17 protein-coding genes and 1 pseudogene are annotated in these 16359 nt (G+C 66.6%); 16 read left to right on the forward strand and 2 right to left on the reverse strand.

The features are described from left to right. Positions 1–4 precede the first annotated feature (4 nt). Together ACT6UX_RS02865 and ACT6UX_RS02870 are read left to right on the forward strand one after the other, a co-directional pair. Entirely contained in the window at positions 5–1360 is a 1356-nt protein-coding gene (locus ACT6UX_RS02865) for a tetratricopeptide repeat protein (protein ID WP_444773622.1), read from the forward strand. Then, positions 1357–2040, forward strand: a complete 684-nt coding sequence (locus ACT6UX_RS02870; protein WP_444773623.1) for a YggS family pyridoxal phosphate-dependent enzyme — start codon at positions 1357–1359, stop codon at positions 2038–2040. The genes ACT6UX_RS02865 and ACT6UX_RS02870 overlap by 4 nt, the downstream gene beginning before the upstream one ends. A gap of 19 nt (positions 2041–2059) precedes the next feature. Here the strand turns inward: ACT6UX_RS02870 and ACT6UX_RS02875 are convergent, their stop codons facing one another. Beyond that, positions 2060–3001 (reverse strand): endonuclease/exonuclease/phosphatase family protein, encoded by a 942-nt coding sequence (locus tag ACT6UX_RS02875; RefSeq protein WP_444773684.1) that lies wholly within the window; start codon positions 2999–3001, stop codon positions 2060–2062. A gap of 75 nt (positions 3002–3076) precedes the next feature. Between ACT6UX_RS02875 and mutM the strand changes: the two genes are divergently transcribed. From mutM to ACT6UX_RS02920, 9 genes are all read left to right on the forward strand, one after another. After that, positions 3077–3916 carry a bifunctional DNA-formamidopyrimidine glycosylase/DNA-(apurinic or apyrimidinic site) lyase gene (mutM, locus tag ACT6UX_RS02880; protein WP_444773624.1) on the forward strand — a complete coding sequence of 280 codons (840 nt, stop codon included), beginning with the start codon at positions 3077–3079 and terminating at the stop codon, positions 3914–3916. Positions 3917–3940: 24 nt separating this feature from the next. Further along, entirely contained in the window at positions 3941–4723 is a 783-nt protein-coding gene (locus ACT6UX_RS02885; RefSeq protein WP_444773625.1) for an enoyl-CoA hydratase, read from the forward strand. 75 nt (positions 4724–4798) lie between these two features. Continuing rightward, positions 4799–5062 carry a 30S ribosomal protein S20 gene (gene rpsT, locus ACT6UX_RS02890; protein WP_444773626.1) on the forward strand — a complete coding sequence of 88 codons (264 nt, stop codon included), beginning with the start codon at positions 4799–4801 and terminating at the stop codon, positions 5060–5062. A gap of 579 nt (positions 5063–5641) precedes the next feature. After that, positions 5642–6106 (forward strand): rhodanese-like domain-containing protein, encoded by a 465-nt coding sequence (locus tag ACT6UX_RS02895; protein WP_444773627.1) that lies wholly within the window; start codon positions 5642–5644, stop codon positions 6104–6106. Then, the gene (dnaA, locus tag ACT6UX_RS02900) at positions 6103–7590 is read left to right on the forward strand and encodes a chromosomal replication initiator protein DnaA (protein ID WP_444773628.1); all 1488 of its coding nucleotides are present in this window, start codon (positions 6103–6105) and stop codon (positions 7588–7590) included. Before ACT6UX_RS02895 ends, dnaA begins: the two co-directional genes overlap by 4 nt. Positions 7591–7795: 205 nt before the next feature. Continuing rightward, the gene (dnaN, locus tag ACT6UX_RS02905) at positions 7796–8914 is read left to right on the forward strand and encodes a DNA polymerase III subunit beta (protein WP_444773629.1); all 1119 of its coding nucleotides are present in this window, start codon (positions 7796–7798) and stop codon (positions 8912–8914) included. Further along, complete coding sequence (gene recF, locus ACT6UX_RS02910) at positions 8911–10128, forward strand: DNA replication/repair protein RecF (RefSeq protein WP_444773630.1); 1218 nt, start codon at positions 8911–8913, stop codon at positions 10126–10128. The genes dnaN and recF overlap by 4 nt, the downstream gene beginning before the upstream one ends. A gap of 23 nt (positions 10129–10151) precedes the next feature. Beyond that, on the forward strand, positions 10152–12593 hold the full coding sequence (gyrB, locus tag ACT6UX_RS02915) for a DNA topoisomerase (ATP-hydrolyzing) subunit B (RefSeq protein WP_444773631.1): 2442 nt from the start codon (positions 10152–10154) through the stop codon (positions 12591–12593). Then, positions 12586–13179 (forward strand): hypothetical protein, encoded by a 594-nt coding sequence (locus ACT6UX_RS02920; protein WP_444773632.1) that lies wholly within the window; start codon positions 12586–12588, stop codon positions 13177–13179. The genes gyrB and ACT6UX_RS02920 overlap by 8 nt, the downstream gene beginning before the upstream one ends. A gap of 24 nt (positions 13180–13203) precedes the next feature. Here ACT6UX_RS02920 and ACT6UX_RS02925 read toward each other — a convergent pair whose 3' ends face one another. Then, positions 13204–14124 carry a DMT family transporter gene (locus ACT6UX_RS02925; protein ID WP_444773633.1) on the reverse strand — a complete coding sequence of 307 codons (921 nt, stop codon included), beginning with the start codon at positions 14122–14124 and terminating at the stop codon, positions 13204–13206. Between the two features lie 78 nt (positions 14125–14202). On the opposite strand from ACT6UX_RS02925, the gene ACT6UX_RS02930 reads away from it, so the two are divergent. The 5 genes and pseudogenes from ACT6UX_RS02930 to ACT6UX_RS02950 all read left to right on the forward strand — a co-directional run bounded on the left by ACT6UX_RS02930 (position 14203) and on the right by ACT6UX_RS02950 (position 16351). After that, complete coding sequence (locus ACT6UX_RS02930) at positions 14203–14793, forward strand: TetR/AcrR family transcriptional regulator (RefSeq protein WP_444773634.1); 591 nt, start codon at positions 14203–14205, stop codon at positions 14791–14793. Between the two features lie 56 nt (positions 14794–14849). Then, positions 14850–15197, forward strand: a complete 348-nt coding sequence (locus tag ACT6UX_RS02935) for a DUF1330 domain-containing protein (RefSeq protein WP_444773685.1) — start codon at positions 14850–14852, stop codon at positions 15195–15197. A 3-nt stretch (positions 15198–15200) separates the two neighbouring features. Next, positions 15201–15449, forward strand: coding sequence for a hypothetical protein (locus tag ACT6UX_RS02940; protein ID WP_444773635.1), 249 nt, complete (start codon positions 15201–15203; stop codon positions 15447–15449). Between the two features lie 12 nt (positions 15450–15461). Continuing rightward, positions 15462–15866, forward strand: a pseudogene (locus tag ACT6UX_RS02945) (redoxin domain-containing protein); the annotation flags it as partial. Between the two features lie 20 nt (positions 15867–15886). Next, positions 15887–16351: a glycine/sarcosine/betaine reductase selenoprotein B family protein gene (locus ACT6UX_RS02950; protein WP_444773636.1), complete on the forward strand. Its 465-nt coding sequence runs from the start codon at positions 15887–15889 to the stop codon at positions 16349–16351. Positions 16352–16359: the final 8 nt, after the last annotated feature.

Raw genomic sequence — 16359 nt, forward strand, 5'->3', positions numbered from 1 at the left:
CGCCATGGCCATCGCGCCCCCCCTTCGGCCCAACGGCCCGCCCCAGCCCGATCCCGACCTCCAGACCGGCCTGCAATATCTGCGCGCCGGCTGGTACGACCGCGCCGAGCCGCTGTTCAAGAGCGCGCGCGTCCGGCACGGCGACCGCCCCGACATCCTCCACTATCTCGCCGTCTGCCTGTCGCAGCGCGGCGCCGTGAAGGAAGCCGAGGGCCTGTGGCGCAAGGCCGTGGCGAAGGATCCGAACGAGCCGATGCTGCTCTACAATCTCGGCCTCGCCGCCCGTCGTCTCGGCAATCTCGACGAGGCGGCGCGGCGTTTTCGCGACACGGTCCGCCAGGCGCCCACCCATGTCGAGGCCCGCCTGGCGCTCGCTTCGGTCCACATGGACACGGGACGCTTCGCCGCCGCCGAGCGCGAACTGTCGGAGTTCGTGGCCAACGTCGATCGCGCGATCCATGAACATGGCACCGAGACGCTGAAGCCCCTGCAGGCGCGCGCCCGCAACATGCTGGGCTACGCCCTCTATCGCCTGGGCCGGTATTCGGCCGCCATCGAAGTCTTCGACATGGCGCTGGAGGATGCCGGCGACAACGCCGAGCGTCGCGGCCAGATCATGGGCGACCGCTCGCTCTCCCTTGCCGCCCTCGGCCACTACGACGAAGCCATTGCCGAGGCAGGCCGCGCGCTCGAACTGGCACCGGCCAGCGCTACCTTGAACCATACGCTGGGCTACGTGCTCTATTTCGGCGGCCGCCCGAGCGACGCCATCCCGATGATCGAGAAGGCGCTCCAGCTCGATCCGGCCTTTGGCCAGGCCTACAACACCCTGGCGCTGGCCCGGGCCGCAGCCGGCCAGAGCGAACAGGCCGCGGGGATTCTCGAGAAGGTTCTGGAACGCAACCCTCTCGATCAGGAGGCGATCCTCCAGCTGTCCAACCTGCACCTGCAGGTCAAGCGCTTCGACGAGGCCATCCGGATCCTGGAGCCCTACCTGAAAGCCGTGTCCGGTGACGCCCGGGCGATGAACAACCAGGGGCTGGCGCTTCTCGGCCTCGAGCGCTTCGACGATGCGCGGCGGATTCTCAAGAAGGCCGCGAAGGTTTCACCCGACGAGCCCTTCGTGCAGACCAACTACGGGCGCGCCCTGATGGGTCTGGGGCGGGCGGCCGAAGCACGCCCGCACCATGAGCAGGCGTTGCGCGCCCTGCCGGACGATTCGCGGCTGCTCGCCCACTATGGCATTTGCCTCGCGGCGCTGGGTGAACTGGACCGCGCCCGCGAGACCCTCGACGCCGCCCTGGCGGCCGATCCGAACAACGAGGAAGCCCTGCTCGCCCGCGCCGGTCTCGACGCATGAGCGCCGGCGCGGACCGTCTGGCCGAGGTCACCGGCCACATCGCCGAGGCCGCACGAGCGTCGGGTCGTTCGCCGTCGGACGTCACCCTCGTCGCCGTCTCGAAGACGCATGGCGCGGACCGCGTTCGCGAACTTCTGGAAGTTGGCCATCGCGTGTTCGGCGAGAACCGCGTGCAGGAAGCCGAGGGCAAGTTCCCGGAGCTGAAGACCGCTTATCCCGACCTCGAACTGCACCTGATCGGCCCGCTGCAGACCAACAAGGCGCGCGACGCCGTCGCCCTGTTCGACGTCATCCAGTCGGTCGACCGCGACCGCCTCGCCGCCGCCCTGGTCAAGGAGATGGAGCGCCTGGGCCGCCGGCCCGCCTGCTACATCCAGGTCAATACCGGCGAGGAGCCGCAGAAGGCCGGCATTCTGCCGAAGGACGTCGACGCCTTCGTGGCGCTCTGCCGCGACCAGTACAAGCTGCCCGTCGTCGGCCTGATGTGCATCCCGCCGGTCGACGAGGAGCCGGCTCTGCATTTTGCGCTGCTGGCGAAGATGGCGGCCCGCAACGGCCTGGCCCAGCTCAGCATGGGCATGAGCGCCGACTACGAGACGGCAGTCCGGATGGGCGCCACCCATGTCCGCGTCGGCAGCGCCCTGTTCGGCTCCCGCCCGCCCCTGACACCCGCACCATAGGACCGGATCGAACCGACGGTCAGGGCGCGATCTTCAAGTCCAGGATCAGCGGCAGGTGGTCGCTGCCGATGTCCGGTCCTACCCGGCGACTGACGATTCCGATTCCGGAACTTACGAGGGCGTGGTCGATCGGGAGCCCGATCCCCGTATTCTCCAGCCACCAGGTCGCGATCGACGGCGAGGTGCGCGGTCGCTCGGCCGGCAGGATGTTGGTGTCCCACAATTCACTTTGCGCCAGCAGCCGGTCGAAGACCGGTGAGAACGGCGTGAGGTTGAGATCTCCCACCAGGACGACGCGCTCGCCCTCGTCGACATGCCGGCGCGCCACGGCAGCGGCATGGGCGAGTTGGCGGTCGCGGGCGCCGGTCCACGGCGGCAAGGGGGGCCAGGCATGCAGGCTGAGGAGCGTGAGACAGCCCGAATCCCCCGGGCACAGCCGCGCCACCATGAGCGGCGCGTAGTCACCCATCGCCCCATCGAATTTCAGCAACTCGGGTGGTTTCCTGGCGAGCAGCATGATTCCGAAGATGTTGCTGCGCGGAGGGGACGACTGGAAGGGCAGCAAGCCCCGCACCTCGCGCAGGACGGCGTCGTGAACCGGGTCGAGTTCCGTGAACACCACGATCTCGGGCTTTTCCGTCTCGATCAGGCGCCGCATGGCGTTCAGATCGGTGTTGCGATGATGCAGGTTTGCCCAGATGAGGCGGACCATGGGACCGCTCTGAGGCTGAAGATCGGTCGGCTGCAGGTGGACATGGGGCAACACGACCGAAAAGCTCACCGCGACGACCAGCAACGAAAGAACGGCCGTCCACCACTGCCGCAGGCTGACTGCGGCCACGGCAAGTGCCGCACCTGCCAGAAGGAAATAGACATGGAAATGGGTCAGCAGCTCGAAGACCCAGTGCCATGGCGCCAGCCAGGACAACACAGCCACCAGCGAAAGACCGATGACGAGCATGGTCACGGCCGGTCGCAGGACGTTTAATGCCCGCTGTTGTCTCCTCATCGACCGCACTGTACATGGCCGGCGCGCATGCCAGAACTTCCTGAAGTAGAGACCGTCCGGCGCGGGTTGATGCCGCGCCTGGTCAGCCGGCGGATCGTGCGGCTGCAGCAGCGTCGCCCCGACCTGCGGGTGCCCCTGCCGGCGAAGTTCGCCGCGAAGGTCGAGGGGCGAACGGTCACGGGCATCGACCGGCGCGCGAAGTACCTGCTGATCCGCCTCGACGACGGCCAGACGCTGATCGTCCATCTTGGCATGTCGGGCCGCATGACCCTGCACGATGCCGAGAGCGCGGCCAGCCATCCGCTCGGCCGGCACGATCATGTCGTGTTCGACATGGACGATGGCTGGCAGGTCCGCTTCAACGACGCCCGCCGCTTCGGACTGATGGTCCTGGAGGCGAACGATGCGGTGGCCGGCCACAAACTCTTCAAGGGACTGGGCCCGGAGCCGCTCGACGAAGCCTTCACCGGCGATGTCCTGGCCGCCCGCCTCGCCGGCCGCCGGACGCCGATCAAGGCGGCGCTGCTCGACCAGAAGACCCTGGTGGGCGTGGGCAATATCTATGCGTGCGAAGCGTTGTTCCTGGCGGGCATCTCGCCGCGCCGATCCGCTCACACGGTGAAGGGAGAGCGTGCGGGTCGCCTCGTCGAGGCGATCAAGCTGGTGCTGAACCGTTCGATCGCGGACGGAGGGTCGACCCTGCGCGACCATGTTCAGCCCGGCGGCGAACTCGGCTATTTCCAGACGCGCTTCAATGTCTACGACCGGGCCGGCATCGCCTGCCCGACCCGCGACTGCGGCCAGACGGTTCGCCGCCTCGTGCAGGCCGGCAGATCCACCTTCTATTGCGCCCGCTGCCAGCGCTAAGACACGTTCGAGGGAGATGAGGAAATGACCACGGCATACGAGAACATCCAGACGGAAACCAAGGGCCGCGTCGGGATCATCCGGCTGAACCGCCCGAAGGCGCTGAATGCGCTCTGCGCCGACCTGGTGCGCGAGCTCGGCCACGCGCTCGATGCGTTCGAAGCCGATCCCGGCATCGGGTGCATGGTGCTCACGGGAAGCGACAAGGCGTTCGCGGCCGGCGCCGACATCAAGGAGATGAAGGAGAAGACCTACCAGGACGTCTTCCTGCAGGACTTCATCACCGTCGGCTGGGAGAAGGTGAGCCACGTTCGCAAGCCGATCGTCGCCGCGGTGGCGGGATACGCCCTGGGCGGCGGCTGCGAGATGGCCATGATGTGTGACTTCATCATCGCTGCGGACAACGCCAAGTTCGGCCAGCCCGAGATCACGCTGGGCACCATTCCGGGCGCGGGCGGCACCCAGCGCCTGCCGCGCTTCGTCGGCAAGTCGAAGGCGATGGACATGGTCCTGACCGGCCGCATGATGGACGCGGCCGAAGCCGAGCGCTGCGGCCTGGTCAGCCGCGTCGTGCCGCTGGCCCAGCTGATGGACGATGCCATCGCCACCGCCGAGAAGATCGCCGGCATGTCGCTGCCCGCCACGATGGTTGCCAAGGAAGCCGTCAACCGCGCCTTCGAAACGACCCTTTCGGAGGGCATCCGCTTCGAGCGTCGTACTTTTCACGCAACTTTCGCCTTCGACGACCGGGCGGAAGGCATGGCGGCCTTCGCCGAGAAGCGGAAGCCGGGCTGGAAACATCGCTGATCTGGCGGGTTTGGCGCGCTTGACCGGCACGGATACGGCCCGTATAAGCGCGCCCTTCGAATAACGAGGACTAACATGGCTAATCATAAGTCGGCCGAGAAGCGCGCCCGCCAGACCGAGCGCCGCACCGCCGTGAATACGGCCCGCCGCAGCCGCGTCCGGGGATCGGTGAAGAAGGTCGAAGAGGCGATCGCGTCCGGCGACAAGAATGCCGCCAAGGAGGCGCTGCGTCTGGCGCAGCCGGAGATCCAGCGCGGCGCGACCAAGCGCATCGTGACCAAGAACGCCGCCTCACGCCGCGTGTCGCGCCTCTCGGCGCGCATCAAGGCGATGGCCTGACGCTTTCTTCATCCTCGTTTCAGACTTTGTGAACGCCGCTCCTCCGAGCGGCGTTTTCTTTTGCGCCGACGACGAGCGCGAAAAAAAATCTCGGCGCTTTTCTGCAATGATCGTTTGGTGGTCGATTGGCCGACCGACATACGATTCGAATTTATCGAATGATGCGCCCCAACGAGCGCTAGATGTTGAGCGCCGCTACGCGACGCATGAGTCGCAAAATCGACTCGAACAACTTGTCAATCGAGTCACACCACGAAGTGGCTGAATAGCGTGTGGTGTTGGTCGAGTGATTCGTTTGCGCGCCTCTGAGACTCTGGATAAGACTCTGCTCATCGCGACGGGGCGTGGGGCGCTTGGATCGCGGGCCTGATGGAGAAGAGGGGATTCCTCTCCATCAAAACGACGAATGTGGGAGACAGGTACACAACGCTTCGCAAGTTCGACGATCGATAAGAAGATGAAGCGTCCCATAAGCGACGCTCGTTCAACATCCCTCGTTCCCTCTTGCCGTGTTGTGTGTCGCCTTCGTTTGCTGGCTCGCCGGACAACGCCTCGCTTCGACGAATGAAAGCGGGGGCCATGTCGAAAGACAACAAGACAGCAGACACGTTTGAAGTGTCCCCCGCGGCCGGCTACGCCGGTGACGTGACTCCAGCGATTGCCTGGAAAATTCTCGGCGAACGGAAGGACGCGATCCTGATCGACGTACGCACGCGCGCCGAGTGGAACTATGTGGGCGTGCCCGATCTCGCCGGCCTCGACAAGAAGCCGGGCCTGGTCGAATGGCAGCTCTTCCCGAGCATGCAGGTCAATCCTGATTTCGTCGGCGCGCTTTCGCAGGCGCTGGCGGACAAGACGGTGCCTCTGCTCTTTCTGTGTCGAAGTGGGGTGAGATCGGTCGCGGCGGCGAAAGCCATGTCCGCGGCCGGATACAGTACGTGTCTCAATGTGGCAGACGGCTTTGAGGGGCCTCTCGATGCGCAGGGCAAGCGCGGCGCAACGAGGGGATGGAAGGCAGCGGGGCTTCCGTGGAGACAAACGTGAATCGCATTCAATCGCCGATCCAAGGCAACAACAATAACGCAGTTTTCGAGACCAACATCGTGGCGGGGGCAGGTATGGAAGAAGGGGCGGGCCGAAAAGAGCTCGAAGCGCAGTGGGTGCGCGTCTGTGATCGGCTTCGCAAGGAAATCGGGGACAAGGCCTTCAAGACGTGGTTCGGCGAGGTCGAGCTGGGCGAATTGAAGGACGGCAAGTTGCGTCTCTACGCCCCGACCCGCTTCGTGCGCGACTGGGTGGGCCGTCACTATGGCGACCGCGTGGTCGCCTACTGGCAGTCGGTGATGCCCGAGGTGAAGAGCGTCGAGGTGAACCTCGTCCCGCCGCCGGCACCACGCCGTCCGAACGAGATCATCGCGATGCCGCCCGTGCCCTCGTCGCAGAACCATCAACCGCCGATGCCACGCATGGGCCCGCCGATCGGCCGCGGCGCCGATGAACTCTCGCAGGCGCCCGAGGGCCGCTACACCTTCGCGAACTTCGTGGTCGGCAAGCCCAACGAGTTCGCCTATGCGGCGGCACGCAACATCTCCGAACAGGACCTGCCACTTCCCGAGCGCAACCCGCTCTACATTTTCGGTGGCGTCGGCCTGGGCAAGACTCACCTGATGCATGCGATCTGGCATGTCATCCGCGAGCGCGATCCCAAGACCCGCGTGCTCTACCTGACGGCCGAGAGCTTCGTGAACCGCTTCATCCAGGCGCTGCGCACCAAGAACACCGGCCAGTTCAAGGAGCTGTTCCGCAACGTCGACGTACTGATGGTCGACGATGTCCAGTTCATCTGCGGCAAGGAAGCCAGCCAGGACGAGTTCTTCTTCACGTTCAACTCGCTCGTCGAGCAGAACAAGCAGATCATCCTGTCCTCGGAGAAGCCCCCGAGCGAGCTGCAGGACATCGAGGAGCGCATGCGCTCGCGCCTCGGCAGCGGCCTCGTCGCCGACATCCATTCTTCGACCTACGAGCTGCGGCTGTCGATCCTGCAGACCAAGGCCGAGAATGCCCGCGTGCCGGTGCCGGCCAACGTGCTCGAGTTCCTCGCGCACAAGATCAGCACCAACATCCGTGAGCTCGAGGGCGCCCTGAACCGCGTCGTCGCGCACGGCCAGCTGATCGGCCGCGAGATCACCGTCGAGATGGCGCAGGACGTGCTGCACGACCTGCTGCGCCAGGCCGACCGCAAGGTTACCGTCGACGAGATCCAGCAGCGGGTCGCCTCGCACTACAACATCAAGCTCGCCGAGATGAGTTCGCCCCGGCGGGCCCGCTCGGTGGCGCGGCCGCGCCAGGTGGCGATGTATCTGGCCAAGCAGCTCACGACGCTGAGCCTGCCGCAGATCGGCAAGCGCTTCGGCAACCGCGACCACACCACGGTCATGCATGCCGTGCGCAAAATCGAGGAACTCAAGGTTTCCGACCTGTCGATTGCCGAGGACGTCGAACTGCTCAAGCGGCAACTGCAAGGCTGAGCCCTTCAGACACTTTTGGTAGCGGGCCCCGAAAGGGGCCCGTTCTGCGTCAGGACTGGCTCTAAGGGCCTCAAAATACGGGCGAATTCGCTTCCCGATGCGACGCCGCGTGGTATAGTCTCCGACCGTTCCGCCGGGATTTCCGCAGCCGGTGAAACGGGGTGTCTGAACCGCGTATTTTGGCCCTCGTTATAGCGACCAACCCATGAAACTGACGATCGAACGGGCAGCCCTCCTGAAGGCGCTTGCCCATGTGCAGAGTGTGGTCGAACGGCGGAACACGATCCCCATCCTGTCCAACGTGCTGGTCACCGCCCACAAGGGCCGGCTGAGCCTGGCCGCGACCGACATGGACCTGGCGATCACCGAGTCGGTGGAAGCGAGCGCTTCCAAGACCGGATCGACCACGGCGCCGGCCCACACGCTGTACGAGATCGTCCGCAAGCTGCCGGATGGCGCTCAGGTCGAGCTCGAGACGGCCTCCGACGACAGCAGCCTGGTCATCCGGGCCGGCCGCTCGCGCTTCACGCTCCAATGCCTGCCGGCAGCCGACTTCCCGGCGATGAGCGAGGGCGACCTGCCGCACCGGTTCCAGCTTCCGGCGGCCGACCTCAAGGGCATCATCGACCGCACCCGGTTCGCGATCTCCAACGAGGAGACCCGCTACTACCTGAACGGAATTTATTTCCATGCCGCGACCGTGGCCGGAACGCAGGTGCTGCGCGGCGTGGCGACCGACGGCCATCGTCTGGCCCGGGTCGAGGTGCCGCTGCCCAAGGGCGCCGGCGAGATCCCGGGCGTGATCGTGCCGCGCAAGACCGTGGGCGAGGTCCGCAAGCTGCTCGACGAGAGCGATGGCACGGTCGATGTCGAGCTCAGCGACACCCGCATCCGCTTCTCCAGCGGCAACGTCACCCTGGTCAGCAAGCTGATCGACGGCACCTTCCCCGACTACGAGCGGGTCATCCCGACCGGCAACGACAAGGTCCTCAACGTGCCGTGCAAGGAATTCGCGCACGCCGTCGACCGCGTCTCGACCATCTCCACGGAAAAGTCGCGCGCCATCAAGCTGGCCGTCGCCAAGGGTGTCGTGACGCTCTCGGCCACCAGCCCGGATGCCGGCAGCGCCACCGAGGAGATCGAGGTCGAATACAAGGACACGGCCCTCGAGATCGGCTTCAATTCGCGCTACCTGCTGGACATCACCGAGCAGATCGCAGGCGCCGAAGCGCGCTTCCTGATGGCCGACGCCGGCTCGCCCACCCTGGTGCGCGACGGTGCCGACGAGAGCGCGCTCTACGTGCTCATGCCGATGCGGGTATGACGGCACAGGCCATCAGCGCCCTCGCCTATTCTTCCGACGCCGTATCGGGCGCTGCGCCGGCACTCCTCGCCGTGCGCCAGCTTCGCCTTACCCATTTCCGCAACTACCGGCAGCTCCGCCTGGACTGCGGCGCCGAGCCGGTCGTCCTGGTCGGCCCCAACGGGGCGGGCAAGACCAACCTGCTCGAGGCGCTGTCCTACCTGGCGCCCGGCCGCGGCCTGCGGCGCGCCCGGCTCGACGATGTCTGCTGCCGTCCCCGCGCCGGAGAGCCCGCGGCCGCCGGCTGGGCGGTGGCCGCGACCCTTGATACACCCGATGGACGGGTCGCCATCGGCACCGGCCTCGAAGCCGGCCGCGGCGATGGCGGCCTGCCGCGCCGTGCCGTGCGGATCGACGGCCGGCCGATGCAGAGCCAGACCGCGCTCGGCGGACACGTTGCGGCGGTGTGGCTGACGCCGCAGCTCGACCGCCTGTTCCTCGACGGCACGTCGGAGCGCCGGCGCTTCCTCGACCGGCTGGTGACGGCGCTGCATCCCCAGCATGCCGGCGACGTCGCGGCCTACGAGAATGCGATGCGCCAGCGGGCGCGGCTGCTGGCGGATGGACGGCCGGGGGGCAATCGCGATCCGCACTGGTTCACGGCCCTGGAAGACACGATGGCCCGCCACGGCGTGGCCCTGGCCGCCGCGCGCGCCGACACGGTGCAGCGTCTCGACGCGGCGGCACGGCTGGGCATCGGCCCCTTCCCGCGCGCGTCGCTCGCCATGGCCGGCGAGGTCGATGGCTGGCTGGCCACGATGGCGGCGATCGATGTCGAGGATCGGCTGCGCCGCGAGCTGGCCGCCACCCGGTCGCGCGATGCCGAGGCCGGCACCACCGCCTGTGGCCCCCATCGCAGCGACCTCGCGGTACGCCATCTCGATCTCGACCTGCCGGCGGCCGAAGGTTCGACCGGACAGCAGAAGGCCGTCCTCGTCTCGATCGCGCTGGCGCATGCAAGGCTGGTGGCCCTGGCGCGCAGCCGGCCGCCGCTGCTGCTGCTCGACGAAATCGCGGCCCATCTCGACGCGGAGCGCCGACTGGCGCTGTTCGACGAGGTGGTGGCGCTCGGCGTCCAGAGCTGGATGACCGGCACCGATGCCGAACTTTTTGCGCCGCTTGCCGGCCGCGCGCAGATTCTGCGCGTGGCCGACGGCTCGATCGCGGCGATCTGAACAGTTTTTCGAAAGCCAGGACCATGAGCGACAACGACATCACGCCGGGCGCCGAGGACTACGGCGCGGATTCCATCAAGGTGCTGCGTGGGCTGGAAGCCGTGCGCAAACGGCCGGGCATGTATATCGGCGACACCGATGACGGGACCGGCCTGCACCACATGGTCTACGAAATCGTCGACAACGCGATCGATGAGGCGCTGGCCGGCTACTGCGACAAGGTGCACGTCATCCTGCACGGCGACGGCTCGGTCACGGTGCGCGACAACGGCCGAGGCGTGCCGACCGACATCCACAAGGAAGAGGGCATTTCGGCCGCCAACGTGATCTTCACGCAGCTCCATGCCGGCGGAAAGTTCGACCAGAACTCCTACAAGGTGTCGGGCGGCCTGCATGGCGTCGGCGCCGCGGTCGTGAACGCGCTGTCCGAACGACTGGACCTGCGCATCTGGCGCAACGGCAAGGAACACCATCTGGTTTTCCGGCATGGCGAGCCGGAGGGCGACCTGCAGATCGTGGGCGAGGCGGACCAGGGCCAGCACGGCACCGAAGTGACGTTCCAGCCCTCGACCGGCACCTTCACCAACACGGAGTTCGACTTCGCCACGCTCGAGCACCGGCTGCGCGAACTCGCGTTCCTGAACTCCGGCGTGCGCATCGTGCTGACCGACGAGCGCGCCGCCGAGCAGAAGGTTTCCGAGCTGTACTACGAAGGCGGCGTCGAGGCCTTCGCCAAGTATCTCGACCGCAACAAGTCGGTGCTGCACGACCCGCCGGTGTCCATTCGCGGCGAGAAGGACGGCATCACCGTCGAAGTCGCGATGCAGTGGAACGACAGCTATCACGAGACGATGCTGTGCTTCACCAACAACATCCCGCAGCGCGACGGCGGCACCCACCTGGCCGGCTTCCGCGGCGCCCTCACGCGCACGCTGAACAAGTACGCCGACGAGAGCGGTATCTCGAAGAAGGAGAAGGTGGGTCTCACCGGCGACGACATGCGCGAGGGCCTGACCTGCGTGCTCTCGGTCAAGGTCCCGGACCCGAAATTCTCCTCGCAGACCAAGGACAAGCTGGTCTCCTCGGAAGTGCGCCCGGTCGTCGAGTCCGTCGTTGCCGACAAGTTCGGCCAGTGGCTCGAGGAGCATCCCTCCGAGACGCGGAAGATCCTGACCAAGGTCGTCGAGGCCGCCGCCGCCCGAGAGGCTGCGAAAAAAGCCCGCGAACTGACCCGCCGCAAGGGGGCGCTCGACGTCTCCTCGCTGCCCGGCAAGCTCGCCGACTGCCAGGAGCGCGACCCGGCGCTGTCCGAACTGTTCATCGTCGAGGGCGATTCGGCCGGCGGTTCGGCCAAGCAGGGCCGCAACCGCGCCAACCAGGCCATCCTGCCGCTGCGCGGCAAGATCCTGAACGTCGAGCGCGCCCGCTTCGACAAGATGCTGGGCTCGGCAGAAATCGGCACGCTGATCACGGCGCTCGGCACCGGGATCGGCCACGACGACTTCAACCTCGACAAGCTGCGCTATCACAAGATCATCATCATGACGGACGCCGACGTCGACGGCTCCCACATCCGTACGCTGCTGATGACGTTCTTCTATCGCCAGATGCGCGACCTGATCGAGCGCGGGCACCTCTACATCGCGCAGCCGCCGCTGTTCAAAGCAGCGAAAGGCAAGTCGGCGATCTATCTCAAGGACGAGCGCGCGCTCGACGACCACCTGATCCAAACCGGCCTCGAGGGGGCCACCCTGCAGCTCGGCAGCGGCAGTGTCCTCGCCAAGGAGGATCTGCGGAACACGGTCGACATCGCCCGTTCGGTGACCAACCTCGTCAAGCCGCTGGCGCTGTCGCGCCGCGTCACCAGCCAGGCCGTGATCGAACAGGCGGCGATCGCCGGCGCCCTCAAGCCGGACGTGCTGTCCGATCCCACACTCGCCAAGCAGACCGCCGATTACATCGCCAGGCGACTGGACGTCGTCAGCCCGCCGCTGGAGCGGGGCTGGGTCGGCGAGCCGATCGCCGATGGGGGCCTCGCCTTCACGCGTCGCCTGCGCGGCGTGACGGAACGGCACGTGATCGACGGACCGCTCACCCGCAGTGCCGAGGCGCGCAAGCTCGACGCGCTGGCGGACGAGCTCCAGGCCATCTACGAGAAGCCCGGCCAGTTCGCGGTGAAGGACAAGGAGACGAGGATCTCCTCGCCCACCGAGCTCTTCGCCGCCGTGCTCGAAGCCGGACGCAAGGGTGTTACGATCCAGCGCTACAAGGGTCTGGGCGAGATGAATCCCGACCAGCTCTGGGAGACCACCCTCGACCCGGAGGCCCGCACGCTGCTGCAGGTCCGCATCAACCACGCCGATGAAGCCGACGAGATTTTCTCGACCCTGATGGGCGACGTGGTCGAGCCGCGCCGCGACTTCATCCAGGAAAATGCGCTGAAGGTCGCGAACCTCGATGTCTAGGAGCGCCGCGCTGCTGGTCGCCGCACTGCTCGCCATCGCGGGCGCCGTGCCCGCGGCCGCACAGACCCAGTCGACGACCCCGACGGCCAATGCCGGGACGAAGCTCAATTTCCCGTCGAGCCTGGGCGGCGCGACCTTCGAGCGGTCGGTCAACTATGCGGCGCCCCCGGCGAACAATCCGGGTCAGGGCATGGCGTACTTCTATTCGACGCCGAAGCGGCTGACGATCAGCGTCCAGGTCTTCGACCTCGGCCGCCGCGTGCCGGCGGGAAGCGAAAATCCGACCGTGACCGGGCAGTTCAACGTCGAACTCAGCTCGGCCGAACAGCAGTTCAAGTATGCAGGATACACCAGCTTCCAGAAGCCCTCTGTGCCCTCGAGCTGCGCCTACGGCGGCGTGACCTTCCGCTGCGTCACCTACAGCGGCGTCACCCAGGGCAACTCGCGCGTCTATAGCAAGCTGCTGCTGACCGGCTTTCGCGACCACTTCATCAAGATCCGGATCGACTGGGCGCAATCGCACCAGCAGACCGCGGCCGATGCCGATGCGGCCCTGCAGGCCTTCGTTCCGGCCCTGATGCGCTGACCCTCGACGTGCGCGGGCCTTGAGTCAGCGCAGGCCGATCCGTCGGAATGTTCCGACCGTCGTGAGCAGGCCCAATGTGACGAGACAGAGTCCGCCGATCTGAAGTGAGCTCGGGATCTCCCCCACGATCGGAATCCCGACCAGCACCGAGAGAGCCGGGACGATGGCTGGAAACAGCACCGCTCGGCTCACGCCGAGAAAGACCACGGCCTGGCTGTAGGCCACCATGGTGATCGCGCCCTGCAGCCCGCCCTGCACGAGTCCCTGGAAGACCAGCATGCCGAGCGGCAGTGCCTGGAGATGCGCAATACCCATCGTCATCAGGTAGATCGGCGTCGTCATCACGAAGGACAGCACCGCCACCACCGCGGTCGCCTGCAACGCGGGCAGGCGCCAGTGCCGCAACAGCAGTGTGAAGCCCGCCCACAGAACGCTCGACGCGAAAAACAGGAGATCGCCCAGCCAGGCGCGCTCGCCCGCAGGCTGGATGAGACCGTCCCAGCCGATCAGGAAGATACCCGCGAGCACGACGGCGGCACCGACCAGGTGGTTGCGGCTCAATCGTTCGCGCAGGAAAACCGCCGCGCCGATCGTGCTGACGATGGTGACGGTCGAGGGCGCGATCACCGCGCCATGGGCGAGCGGCGCGAATCCATAGCCACTCGTTTGCAGCAGGGCAAAGGGCGCACCGCCCAGGAACGTGAGGATCAGCGAGCGGCGGAAGCCGATGCCGGCGAAGTCCCTCACGCCATAGCGCAGGAGCAGCGGCAGCATGATCGCGCCGGCCACGATGTAGCGGGCGAAGATCATGTCGACGGCGCCCAGGCCATCCAGGATGCCCGCACGCGCTGCGGCGAAGGATAGCGACGCCCCGAGCGCCATGATGGATCCGCACAGGAAGCCCCAGTGGTCGCGGGTAACCCATGCAGGTGTCGAATAGGCCATGCCCCTCGCTAGCACGCGGCGGGCCAGCCGCACACGAATTTTAGTGCACTCGCTCCAGAATTGCGCTTTCATGCCCCGATGGCACGCCTCAGGGAATTCGACGAAGACCACGCACTCGATGCCGCCGTCGACTGTTTCTGGAGTCGCGGCTACGAAGCCACGTCGGTACGCGACCTGGCGCGCGAGATGGGGATCGGCGGCGCCAGCCTCTACAATGCCTTCGGCGGCAAGCGCGCCTTGTTCGCGCGCGTCCTCGAACGCTACGCCAACCGTTCGACCCGCGAGCGCATCGCGCGGCTCGAGGCCGGTCATCGTCCCCGCGAGGCGATCCGCGCCTTCCTGGCCGAGGTGATCGAGCGTTCGCTGAAGGATACCGACTGTAAGGGCTGCCTGCTGGTCAATTCCGCACTCGACGTGGCGCCGCACGACGCCGAGCTCGGCCGCGTGGTCACGGGCTATCTCGAAGAGATCCGCGCGTTCTTCCGGCGCAACGTCGAGGCGGCAGTCGCGGCCGGCGAGACGCCGCGCGGCACCGATGCCGAGGCCCTGTCGATCCATCTGCTGGGCGTGCTGATGGGCATGCGGGTCCTGGCGCGCACCGGCGCCCGCCGGCGCACGCTGGAAGCGATGGTCCAGCCGGCGCTCGACCTTCTGGAGAAGCCGCATTGATCGACCACTTGAACGATGCCGCGCTGAGCGCGCTGCCGGACGACGCTCCCGTGGTCATGCTGAACCTGATGCGTTTCCGCGAGCGCTCGCTCGACGGCAATGGCAGCGGCTGGGATGCCTATCTGCGCTACAGCGCGCTGACCATAAAACTGATCAAGGCGCAGGGCGGCACCATCATCTGGACCGGCGAGGCCGAAGCGGTGGCGCTCGGCGAATCCGACCGGCATCGCTGGGATTACGTGGCACTGGTCCGCTATCCCTCGCGCACTGCCTTCCTCGCCATGATGACATCGCCCGAATACGCGGCGGCCAATGTCGAGCGCGAGAACGGCTGCCTCGACCACGCCATCGTCGCCACGCGCCAGACCTACAGCAACCTCAGCGAAATCCGCACCAAGGAGTAGGCAATGTCATTGGCAGACAAACTCTCGGCCATGCGAGCGGCCAGCGCGGCCCGGCTTCCCGCGGACAAGCAGGCCATCATGGAGAGGGCCACCGAAGATCTGCGCCGTACCGGAATACTCGACCGCATCGTGCCAGTCGGCAGTCGGATGCCAGCCTTCGCCCTGGCCGACCACGATGGGCGTCATGTCGACTCGGACGCTCTCCTCGCCGGTGGGCCGTTGGTCCTGTCCTTCTTCCGAGGATCCTGGTGACCCTACTGCCGGCATGAGCTGGATGCTCTGCAAAGCGTGTACGCCGACATCGCGGGCCTCGGTGCCAGCCTCGTCGTGATCTCCCCTGAACTGCCGGTGCGCACGGCAGACATGGCGACCAAACAGAAGCTCACCTTTCCGATCGTCTGGGACGAGAAGTCCGCAGTCGCGGAAGCCTTTGGCCTCGCTTTCACGCTGCCCGACGACCTCAGGGAAGTTTACCTGAGCCTCGGCATCGACCTCCCGCTGCGCAATGGCGACGCCTCCTGGCAGCTGCCGGTTCCGGCGCGATTCGTTGTCGACGGCGAGGGCATCGTGCGCTCGGTCGAAGCAGACGTGGACTACAAATACAGGCCCGAGCCGGAACCTACCGTCGCGCTCTTGCGCGACCTCGTTGCGGATCGAGGCCAAGCGTAGGGAACGGGAGAAACAGACTCATGGTCAAACGTCTCAGCGACATGCCCGAGGTCGAAGCCCACCACCTCCGGCGTATCGAGTGCCCCACCTTCGAGGATACGCCGGCGCTGCCCGGCAAGCCGCTCGCCCAGCGCCGCGTTGCGCTGATCTCGACGGCGGGCCTGCACCGGCGCGGCGACCGTCCGTTCCGCCCGGGCGACGGCAGCTATCGCGTGATTCCGGCCGAGACCCCGGCGCGCGACCTGGTCATGAGCCATATCTCGGTGAACTTCGACCGCACGGGCTTCCAGCAGGACCACAACGTGGCCTTCCCGATCGACCGGCTGCGCGAGCTGGTCGAAGAGGGCGTGGTCGGCTCCATGGCCTCGATGCACTATTCGTTCATGGGCGCTTTTCCGCCGGATGCGGCAGAACCGCATGCCCAGCATCTGGCCGGCCTGCTGAAGCAGGATGCGGTCGATGCGGCTCTGCTCGTTCCCGTTTGACCCGCCTG

The sequence above is a fragment of the Reyranella sp. genome, from assembly GCF_052439685.1.
In the GTDB taxonomy this organism is placed as follows: Bacteria; Pseudomonadota; Alphaproteobacteria; order Reyranellales; family Reyranellaceae; genus Reyranella.

Excerpts from the sequence above, each read along its gene's own strand:
- ACT6UX_RS02925 (WP_444773633.1), bottom strand. The coding sequence starts at position 14,124 with ATGGCCTATTCGACACCTGCATGGGTTACCCGCGACCACTGGGGCTTC.
- ACT6UX_RS02930 (WP_444773634.1), top strand. The coding sequence starts at position 14,203 with ATGGCACGCCTCAGGGAATTCGACGAAGACCACGCACTCGATGCCGCC.
- ACT6UX_RS02920 (WP_444773632.1), top strand. The coding sequence starts at position 12,586 with ATGTCTAGGAGCGCCGCGCTGCTGGTCGCCGCACTGCTCGCCATCGCG.
- ACT6UX_RS02895 (WP_444773627.1), top strand. The coding sequence starts at position 5,642 with ATGTCGAAAGACAACAAGACAGCAGACACGTTTGAAGTGTCCCCCGCG.
- ACT6UX_RS02865 (WP_444773622.1), top strand. The coding sequence starts at position 5 with ATGGCCATCGCGCCCCCCCTTCGGCCCAACGGCCCGCCCCAGCCCGAT.
- ACT6UX_RS02935 (WP_444773685.1), top strand. The coding sequence starts at position 14,850 with ATGCTGAACCTGATGCGTTTCCGCGAGCGCTCGCTCGACGGCAATGGC.
- mutM (WP_444773624.1), top strand. The coding sequence starts at position 3,077 with ATGCCAGAACTTCCTGAAGTAGAGACCGTCCGGCGCGGGTTGATGCCG.
- ACT6UX_RS02870 (WP_444773623.1), top strand. The coding sequence starts at position 1,357 with ATGAGCGCCGGCGCGGACCGTCTGGCCGAGGTCACCGGCCACATCGCC.
- ACT6UX_RS02885 (WP_444773625.1), top strand. The coding sequence starts at position 3,941 with ATGACCACGGCATACGAGAACATCCAGACGGAAACCAAGGGCCGCGTC.
- ACT6UX_RS02950 (WP_444773636.1), top strand. The coding sequence starts at position 15,887 with ATGGTCAAACGTCTCAGCGACATGCCCGAGGTCGAAGCCCACCACCTC.
- recF (WP_444773630.1), top strand. The coding sequence starts at position 8,911 with ATGACGGCACAGGCCATCAGCGCCCTCGCCTATTCTTCCGACGCCGTA.
- rpsT (WP_444773626.1), top strand. The coding sequence starts at position 4,799 with ATGGCTAATCATAAGTCGGCCGAGAAGCGCGCCCGCCAGACCGAGCGC.
- ACT6UX_RS02875 (WP_444773684.1), bottom strand. The coding sequence starts at position 3,001 with ATGCTCGTCATCGGTCTTTCGCTGGTGGCTGTGTTGTCCTGGCTGGCG.
- dnaN (WP_444773629.1), top strand. The coding sequence starts at position 7,796 with ATGAAACTGACGATCGAACGGGCAGCCCTCCTGAAGGCGCTTGCCCAT.
- ACT6UX_RS02940 (WP_444773635.1), top strand. The coding sequence starts at position 15,201 with ATGTCATTGGCAGACAAACTCTCGGCCATGCGAGCGGCCAGCGCGGCC.
- gyrB (WP_444773631.1), top strand. The coding sequence starts at position 10,152 with ATGAGCGACAACGACATCACGCCGGGCGCCGAGGACTACGGCGCGGAT.